The sequence below is a fragment of the Planktothrix sp. FACHB-1355 genome (assembly GCF_014748295.1).
Classification (GTDB): domain Bacteria; phylum Cyanobacteriota; class Cyanobacteriia; order Cyanobacteriales; family Aerosakkonemataceae; genus Aerosakkonema; species Aerosakkonema funiforme_A.
Genome location: NZ_JACJUP010000165.1, coordinates 1 through 8,640, shown reverse-complemented (window position 1 = coordinate 8,640; position 8,640 = coordinate 1). Strand labels below are relative to the sequence as shown.

Sequence of the window (8,640 nt, the reverse complement as noted above, 5' to 3'; positions counted from 1 at the left end):
GGCAGATGGATGAAGTTGGTATACTGGGTGCGATCGCACTCGGAGGTTTACTGCTATTGCAGAAAAAAGAACCCAAAAAAACCCAGTTACAGCTAGACTTACCGATGGTGGAGCGATCGACCGCAGAAAAAGCGATCGCCCAAGCAGAAAGCGCGATCGCTCTCGTGGAATCAGAAGCAGCTCAGTGCAATGCGATCTCCCAACTGCGTCAAAAAGCCGCCGAACTGACGGCAGAATTAGACCGAAAAAAGATAAGCTTGGCGGTGACGGGTGGCAAGGCGGTAGGCAAAACTACTTTGATTCAAGTTTTGCAGTCGAACTGGGTTTCTCAAATCGCGCAAACTGTGACTTTGCAAGAAACAGCGACATTGTTCGCTCTTGATGAAGCCGGTTTGACCGCAGAGAAAGATGCAATCGCAAGGGCACTCGCTGCGGACTTAGTATTATTTGTTACCTGTGGCGATTTAACAGAGCCAGAATATCAAACTTTGCAGCAGCTAAAAGCAGCTAACCAGCGCACTGTTCTTGTCTTCAATCAAGAAGATCGGTATTTACCGGAAGAACGAGAAGTCGTGTTGCAAAAGCTACAGCAAAGGACGATGTTATTGCTGGAAACAAATGATGTAGTGGCGATCGCGGCATCTCCGAAAGCGATTAAAGTGCGACAGCATCAAACAGATGGATCGGTGCAGGAGTGGTTGGAAGAATCAGTACCGGAGATAACAGCACTAACCGATCGCTTAAGCCAAATTGTAGCGCAGCAAAATCAACAGTTGGTGTGGGCAACAACTTGGCGGCAAGCAATGGCTTTGAAAGCAGAAGCCAAATCGGTGTTGAATGAAATCAGACGCGATCGCGCTTTACCTGCGATCGAACAATATCAGTGGATCGCAGCAGCGACAGCTTTTGCTATCCCCATACCCGCACTCGACTTAGTGGCGACGGGTGCGATCGACGCTCAATTAATTTTAGAGTTGAGCAATATTTATCGACAAAAGTTTTCCCTCGAACAAGCGAAAACTGTAGCCGCAGCAATGGGAAGCTTAATGCTGAAACTCGGTTTGGTGGAACTTTCTACCCAAACAATTACCACAATCCTCAAAAGCAACACAATTACTTATGTTGCAGGTGGTTTGGTGCAGGGAGTCAGCGCCGCCTACTTGACTCGGTTGGCAGGACTTAGCTTAATCGAGTATTTCCAGGAGCAGGATGCTGTTACTGTGGAAGGGGAGAATTCTCTGAAACTCGATCGCCTGCGCGAGACAGTACAAAGAGTATTTCAGCAAAATCAAAGAATGGCATTCTGGCAATCGTTTGTCAAGCAAGCAGTCGGGCGTTTGATGCCAGAAGCGCCGTTGCCTCAAATCACCAGTTCCGAGGCAGTTGTTAGCGGTTAGTGGGTGTGTGAAAAATGTCTACGCAGCGTAATTGGCTACAAATAACTGAATACATCTCCATTGCCGCCTCAGCTGTGGGAACCGTCGCTGCTGGCGTTACCGGTCAGGTAGCTGCGGCTGCCGCACCCCTGACGGTAGCGCTATCATTAAATACGATTAACCGACAGCGATTGCAGCAGGAGATGTACCAGGACACCAGCAGTGCGATCGGCGAGCTGCATCAAACTGTAAGGTCTCTGCATCAGGAAGTCCAAGCGCTGCCAGACCAAACCTTGAGTCCTATTTCCCAGTCTCTGTCTGAATTGGAAAATTTAACTCAGACGCTAACTAATCGACAGCAGGAGTTAAGCGAACAGTTTCAAGCGCGATCCGAAACGCAAGCAATTCAACAACTGGAAAAGTCACTGCAACTATTAACAGAGCAATTCAGAGAGCAACTGACTGTTTTGGGATTGCGGATCGACAATTTGCCAATTCCAGAAGCAGTTGACTTGACCGGAATAGAAAGAGAAATAACCAATCTGCACGCTCAATTGGAGGAGTTAAACGAACAGTTTGACTCCAGACCGGAGGTAGCTGGACTGGCAAAGATGCAGCAAGATACCAGCAGTGCTATTACTCAGCTGTATCACATTTTTGAATCTCTGCATCAGCAAGTTGAAGCGCTACCGGAGCAAACTTTAAATACGATCGGGCAATCTCTTTCTAAGTTAGAAAACTTTACGCAATCGCTAGCCGAAGGACAAGAGGAATTAGCGCAACAGTTCCAAAAGCGACCGGAAATAGAAGAAATCGCAGGCATAACAGAAGAGTTGAATGCGGTGATGTTACTTCTTTCCGATCGCTCTGCTATAGAAGAAGATATTGCAAATATACGTCTGCGTTTGGATGCTCTATCCGAACAGTTGAGCGCTCGTCCGGAAACGCCTGCACCGCCGCAGGTGGGAGAAGAAAGCGCGATCGCAAAGCGGCTAGAAGAAGATATTACTAATTTGCGCTTGCAATTGGAGAATTTAACTCGACAATTTAGAAGTCGCCCGGAATTAGAAGCTCTGCCACAAATGCGGCAGGAAATCGATCGCACAAGCGAACAATTACATCAAATAACACAAAATCATCTCGCTTCTTTAAGCGAACAAGTGGAAATTTTAACTCAACAGTTGAGCGCAGGACCGGAGGTAGAAGGTCTACCACAAATTCAGCAGGAAATCAGTAGCGCCAGCGCTCAAATGCGTAAAATGGAAGCAGAAATTGTTTTCTTGAGTCGTCAGTTCGAGAATATAACTCAAAATCTCAATAGCACAGAAGATACAAAGATAGAAGCACTGCCGCAGATGCAGGCAGAAATAAGAACGGCAAGCGATCGAGTGCGTCAAATGGAAGGAGAAATAGTTTCTTTCCGCACTCAGTTGGAAAATCTGATTGAAAACTTTAACAGCAGAAGGGAAATAGAAGTACTGCCGCAGATGCAGGCGGACATGAGAACGGCAAGCGATCGAGTCAGTGCAATGCAAGCAGAAATAGCTGCCTTCCGCACTCAGTTAGAAAATTTAGTTGAAAACTTTAACAGCAGCAGGGAAATAGAAATACTGCCGCAGATGTCGGCGGATACTAACAGCGCCAGCGATCGAGTCAGTGCAATGCAAGCAGAAATAGCTGCTTTCCGCACTCAGTTAGAAAATTTAATTGAAAACTTTAACAGCAGAGGGGAAATAGAAGTACTGGCGCAGCCGGAACAGGAAACTAGCACTGAGATCGAACGATTGAATCAAGTAGAAACAGAACTGGCAAATTGGCGGTCTCAATTGGAGAATTTAGTTCAACAGTTCAACTCAAGACCAGAAGCGGAATTACTGCCACAGGTGCAGCAGGGAATGAGCAGCACGATCGCCCATTTTCGTCAAATCCAAGTAGAAATCCTGTCTGTGCGCCGTCAGTTTGATGCGCTGACTCGAAATTTCAATTCTCGCCCGGAAATAGAAGCGCTTCCCCAGGTGCGAGAAGAAACAAATAATGCGATCGCTCAGTTAGTTAAAATGCAAGCGGAAATAACAAATTTCCGGGCTCAACTTGATGCTCTAAATCAGAAATTTAGCGATAGAACGGAAATAACTGCGCTGACTCAAGTGCAACAAGAAACTCGGAGAGCAATAGAGCAATTAAATCGACAATTACAGGGAGAAATAAGTAATCTGCGGGTGCAAATCGATGACATATCCGAACAGTTAGCTGCTAGACCGGAAGTGGCGGTAATAGCAGAAATGCAACAGGAAAGTAGCAGTGCGATCGCACTATTAAACCAACAATTGCAAGGAGAAATTGGAAATCTGCGCTCGCAAATAGATGACTTGACCGACCAATTAAGCAACAAATCAGAAGAAGTCGAGGTAGTAGAAGTAAGACAAGAAAGCAAAAGCGCGATCGCACTGCTAAACCAACAATTGCAAGGAGAAATTGGAAATCTGCGCTCGCAAATAGATGACTTGACCGACCAATTAAGCAACAAATCGGAAGAAGTCGAGGTAGCAGAAATAAGACAGGAAAGTCAAAGCGCGATCGCCCTTTTAAACGAACAACTGCAAGGAGAAATAGGTAATCTGCGCTTTCAGATAGATGATTTGGTCGAACAAGTGAGCGATAAATCGGAAGCAGCAGCGCTAGCAGAAATACAACAAAATACCAACAGCGCAATTGACCAGCTAAATCAACAATTGCAAGGGGAAATTATTAATTTGCGTTCCGGTCTGAATGATCTAAACCAACAGTTTAGTTCCAGACCGGAAGTGGAAGCGATCGCAAATTTATCGGAAGCACTCGCCGCAATACAGCCTCCCCAAATTGAAGATTGGCCTCACATCAAAATCAAGGTAATTGGTGTGGGTGGAGCGGGCGAAAAAGCGATCAACCGCGCAATGGCTAGCCGCCTCATAGGTGTTGAATTTTTGTGTATAAACACTGATGCTCAGGAATTAGCGCAATCATTTGCCCCCAACATTTTGCAAATCGGACAAAATTTGACACAAGGAATGAGTGCTGGTGCCGATCCAACTACTGGGGAACAAGCCGCAAAAGAATCGCGTCAGGAGATAGCAGCTGCGATCGAGCAATCCGATATAGTATTTATTGTGGCTGGAATGGGAGGCGGTACGGGCACAGGCGCTGCACCAATTATAGCAGAAATTGCTAAAGAAAAAGGTGCTTTAACAGTAGGAATTGTCACGCTTCCTTTCGTTCATGAAGGGCGACGCCGCATCGAAAAAGCAAATGAAGGCATTGCAGATTTGCAGAACAAAGCGGACGTTTTGATTGCGATTACCATCGATAAAGTTTTAACGACGATCTCAGAATGGACGCCGATAAAAGAAGCGTTTCGAGTTGTGGATGATTTGTTGTGTCAGGCGGTGGAAGCAATTTCCGATATTATCAATGTACCGGGTTTAGTGAATGTGGATTTTGGCAATTTGCGAAAGGCGATCGCATCTTCTGGAATAGCACAAATAGGAATTGGGCAAGGTTCCGGAAAATCGAGAGCAAAATCGGCAGCTATGGCAGCAATTTCTTCTCCCTTATTGAGTGGCTCGATTAAAGAAGCAAAAACCGTTATTTTTCATATAAAGGGAAGTAGCGATATGAGCTTGCAAGAAGTGAATACGGCGGCGGAAACAATCAATGAATATCTCAATGCTAAAGCTAATATAATGTTTGGCGCAGACATAGACGATCGGCTGCAAGATGAAGTGAGAGTAACCCTGATTGCGACTGGATTGGCGGGACGTTGATAATACCAAAGTACAATTTCCTCCTCAAGTTATAGGGCTAGTCATGTCTGAGGATAGAATACCTGCGAAAAACCGAACACTATTCTTAGAGAAGAACGTTTTAAGAGAGTGGAAATTATGACACCAAATAATCCTCAAGACAATCGCCAAGATCAGTATCTTAATGACCCTCAAGATAACCCTGGAACCCAAACAACTATACCAACCACAGAAGAGGGTGACACTCCCGTCGATGAAAGATATCGCATGACCGGTCAAGAATCCGGTACAGAAGTCCGTTCTGGCGCAGAACCTGAAGCTGCTGGCGGTAATGTCAAGGTGGTTGGCGCTCCCAATCAAGGAACTGACTCTCGTTAAAAAGTTTCGGCTCTTCCGCACTTTTCAGCGTGCAAATTTCGGTTTTTACGAAATAGGCATAGGGCATGGGGCGACGCAAAAGCCTTACATAGTAAGCTCTGTGTTCAAATCATAAGTTTTACCGATCGCACTGTGTACGGGAGAGCCAATGAAACTTCTAGATGGTGAAAAATACAACCATTTAGAAATAGTCAGACTGACTTGATAAGCCTGTAAATTAAACCGAAAACCTGCGGCTTTTAAATAATAAGGTCGCCGCTTCTGTGATGGTGAAATAATCTTTTTTCTTTGTGAGTAATCCAAGTGCGATCGCACTTGGATTACATTTTAAGCTTTTACGGTAAACTTTCTATTTAAGTCAGAATATATTTTTGTTGAATTTCCCGATATCGTTTGCATTCCCCACTTGGACAAACCTTACGTCTAGTGTAAAATGTCCAACTCAAAAGTTTGAGATTAGATCAAAATAGATTTGTAGGCTCTCCTTCCCTGTCTAACCTTGAGCAATCCGCAATCCTCCCAAACTAAATCAGAAGCTGCACGTCGCAGCAGCCGACAAGAATCCCACTTCAACCAGGCCCGTTCCAGTATCCGACGCGCCGTATCTGGATATTCCCCCAAAATCCGGGCGGCGTTGCGATCGGAAATGGAGACTTTGACGAATAGCCTGCAAAAATTAGACCAAGGCGTGATTCGCATTGCCGCTTTCGGTTTGGTCAGTCGCGGCAAATCAGCAGTTTTGAACGCCTTGCTGGGCCAAAAAATCCTGCAAACCGGGCCACTCCACGGCGTTACCCAGTGGCCCCGTTCTGTGCGGTGGACACCCGACAGCGGTGGCAAGGTACAGGTGGAATTAATCGATACACCGGGATTGGATGAAATTGAGGGACAAGCGCGGGCGAAAATGGCGCAGGAAGTGGCGCGGCAAGCAGATTTGATTTTGTTTGTCGTCGCTGGCGATATCACGCGCACGGAGTATCAAGCGTTATGCGAACTGCGACAAGCGCAAAAGCCGATAATTTTGGTATTTAACAAAATTGACCTTTATCCAGACCAAGATAGGCAAGCAATTTATCAGAATTTGCAACAACTGGGTGCCGGTAGCAGCGGTGGTAGGCGTCTGCAACAGTTACTATCTCCAGATGAAATCGTGATGGTGGCGGCGGAACCGGCAGCAGTGCAGGTGCGGGTGGAGTGGCCGGATGGTAAAGTTAGTTATGAGTGGGAATCGCCGTCAGCGCAGATAGATGAGTTAAAGGAAAAAATTCTCGCTATTCTAAATAGAGAAGGCCGATCGCTCCTAGCCCTCAACGCTTTAGTTCAGGCTAGAGAAGCGGAGACTGCTATGGCCAGTAAAATCTTGACATTACGCAACACAGACGCCGAAAAGTTGATTTGGCAGTTTACCAAGTATAAAGCTCTCGCTGTCGCTCTCAATCCGATCGCTGTTTTAGATATCCTGGGCGGAACAATCGCCGATTTAGCGCTCATCCGCGAGTTGGCGCGACTGTATAATTTGCCCATGACCAGTTACGAGGCTGGCAAATTATTAAAAACAATACTTTTGAGTGCTGGTGGTTTGCTGTTGGGTGAATTGGGTAGCAGTTTGCTGTTGGGATTTGGCAAGAGTGCGGCTGCTGTTGCTGGCGGTGAAAACCCAACTAATTTTACAGCATATGGAGGAGCTGCGATCGCCCAAGCAGGTGTCGCCGGTTATGGTGCTTACGCAGTCGGACGCGCCGCCCAGATATATTTAGAGCAAGGTTGCACCTGGGGACAATTAGGGCCAAACACAGTTATACAAGAAATTCTCACGCAAGTGGAACCCAGTACGATTCTGTATCGCCTGCGCCAGGAATTGCAGCAATAAATCTTTGTCCCCTTTATCCCCTGTTTTTTCTGCCTTTTGACTTTTAAGATTGTATTTGTGAAGAGTCAGCAGAATCGCTAGCCATCCCTAATTCAGCCTCGGCGCGACTCAACATCGCATCCTGAACGTGTTGGCTTTCTTGACGCTGCTGCGCCATTTGCTGTCGCGCTTGTTCCTCAGTGCTGGAGTTGGCCAAGTTATTTGCCTCTGTTTCAGCACGACTCAACATCACATCCTGAACGTGTTGGCTTTCTTGACGCTGCTGCGCCATCCGTTCCCTAGCTTGTTCTTCAGTATTCATGGTGTGAACCTCTGTGGGAGCTATACTTTTCTTTCTAGCACGGCTCGTACCGAAAAATCTTTTTTGTTTTCAATTTTTAATTTTTAATCGTCAAAGCCCTTTCCGCCATTTGGATCAGTTTCTGGGTACTTTTACTGTGATTTACGCTCAACCGAGGTATCTGATAATTGCTTCTCAACCAACCTATTTTAAACATTCTGCTGTTGTACAAATACCCCGATAGATAGTACTTAGAAACATACTCTTCTACTTTTTTATTAGAAGCGCCATAGGGATATGCTATGTGAGACGCCACTGTTTTATTTGGGTCTAAGTCTTGAGTACACCTTCTTAATTTGACTTGTGCTTCGGCAATTTCGTAAATCAATTCGTCTGTATTTAATTCAGTTAATTTTTTATGTCTGTGTCCGTGAGATTGAATATCGTAAAAACCCTTTAGGAACCCTTTCCTCAAATTTCTACAAGTGAGGTTGTAGGCAGTTTTACTTTCCCCCTTTGCCAGAATACCTGGGTTAATAAACAAAACTACTTTAACTTTTTTACCGTATTTATTTTCCAAATCGCGCAAAACAGGGAGCAAATTTGTATAAAAAGTTTTATAGGAATCGTCAAAGGTGATCATAATTGGCTTTTGACCGAGATGTTCCGGGGGAATCTGCTTAAATTTAACAATAAAATAGTCATACATATCTTGAGTTGAAAGGAACCAAAAATTGTGGCGAACTAAATAATCTAAAAACTCGCTCAAATCTTGCTTGGTGTAATCTATTTCAGGCAAAGGACTCCCTTGAAGACGCTTTTCACTGGGATTTTCAATATCAATAATGCTATGAAAGCCAAAAATAGGAATTTTTGGTGTTAAGAAATTTAGAATTAACCATATAGTAAATATACTGGCTACAGTAGCGATAAAAATTCCGAACGGAAAATTTTTAA

General features: G+C 45.1%; 7 protein-coding genes. 4 read left to right on the top strand and 3 right to left on the bottom strand.

All coding sequences use genetic code 11. The features are described from left to right. The 3 genes from H6S82_RS10010 to H6S82_RS10000 form a co-directional block, all read left to right on the top strand. On the top strand, positions 1–1,397 hold a 1,397-nt coding region (locus tag H6S82_RS10010; RefSeq protein WP_191056185.1), incomplete at its 5' end, for a DUF697 domain-containing protein. 14 nt (positions 1,398–1,411) lie between these two features. Next, positions 1,412–5,176, top strand: coding sequence for a cell division protein FtsZ (ftsZ, locus tag H6S82_RS34320; RefSeq protein WP_347339481.1), 3,765 nt, complete (start codon positions 1,412–1,414; stop codon positions 5,174–5,176). A 117-nt stretch (positions 5,177–5,293) separates the two neighbouring features. Continuing rightward, complete coding sequence (locus tag H6S82_RS10000) at positions 5,294–5,533, top strand: hypothetical protein (RefSeq protein WP_190464944.1); 240 nt, start codon at positions 5,294–5,296, stop codon at positions 5,531–5,533. Positions 5,534–5,617: 84 nt separating this feature from the next. On the opposite strand, the gene H6S82_RS09995 is transcribed toward H6S82_RS10000, so the two are convergent. Further along, entirely contained in the window at positions 5,618–5,836 is a 219-nt protein-coding gene (locus H6S82_RS09995) for a hypothetical protein (protein WP_206756627.1), read from the bottom strand. Positions 5,837–6,032: 196 nt separating this feature from the next. Here H6S82_RS09995 and H6S82_RS09990 point away from each other — a divergent pair, with 196 nt between their 5' ends. Beyond that, positions 6,033–7,403, top strand: a complete 1,371-nt coding sequence (locus tag H6S82_RS09990) for a GTP-binding protein (protein WP_190464945.1) — start codon at positions 6,033–6,035, stop codon at positions 7,401–7,403. Between the two features lie 43 nt (positions 7,404–7,446). Here the strand turns inward: H6S82_RS09990 and H6S82_RS09985 are convergent, their stop codons facing one another. Together H6S82_RS09985 and H6S82_RS09980 are read right to left on the bottom strand one after the other, a co-directional pair. Beyond that, positions 7,447–7,704 carry a hypothetical protein gene (locus H6S82_RS09985; protein ID WP_190464946.1) on the bottom strand — a complete coding sequence of 86 codons (258 nt, stop codon included), beginning with the start codon at positions 7,702–7,704 and terminating at the stop codon, positions 7,447–7,449. Positions 7,705–7,780: 76 nt separating this feature from the next. Continuing rightward, positions 7,781–8,640 (bottom strand): polysaccharide deacetylase family protein (locus tag H6S82_RS09980; RefSeq protein ID WP_242056889.1); only part of this gene is annotated, 860 nt, incomplete at its 5' end.

Bases quoted from the DNA above. Each gene is read 5' to 3' on its own strand.
- H6S82_RS09985 (WP_190464946.1), bottom strand. From the start codon at position 7,704: ATGAATACTGAAGAACAAGCTAGGGAACGGATGGCGCAGCAGCGTCAA.
- H6S82_RS10000 (WP_190464944.1), top strand. From the start codon at position 5,294: ATGACACCAAATAATCCTCAAGACAATCGCCAAGATCAGTATCTTAAT.
- ftsZ (WP_347339481.1), top strand. From the start codon at position 1,412: ATGTCTACGCAGCGTAATTGGCTACAAATAACTGAATACATCTCCATT.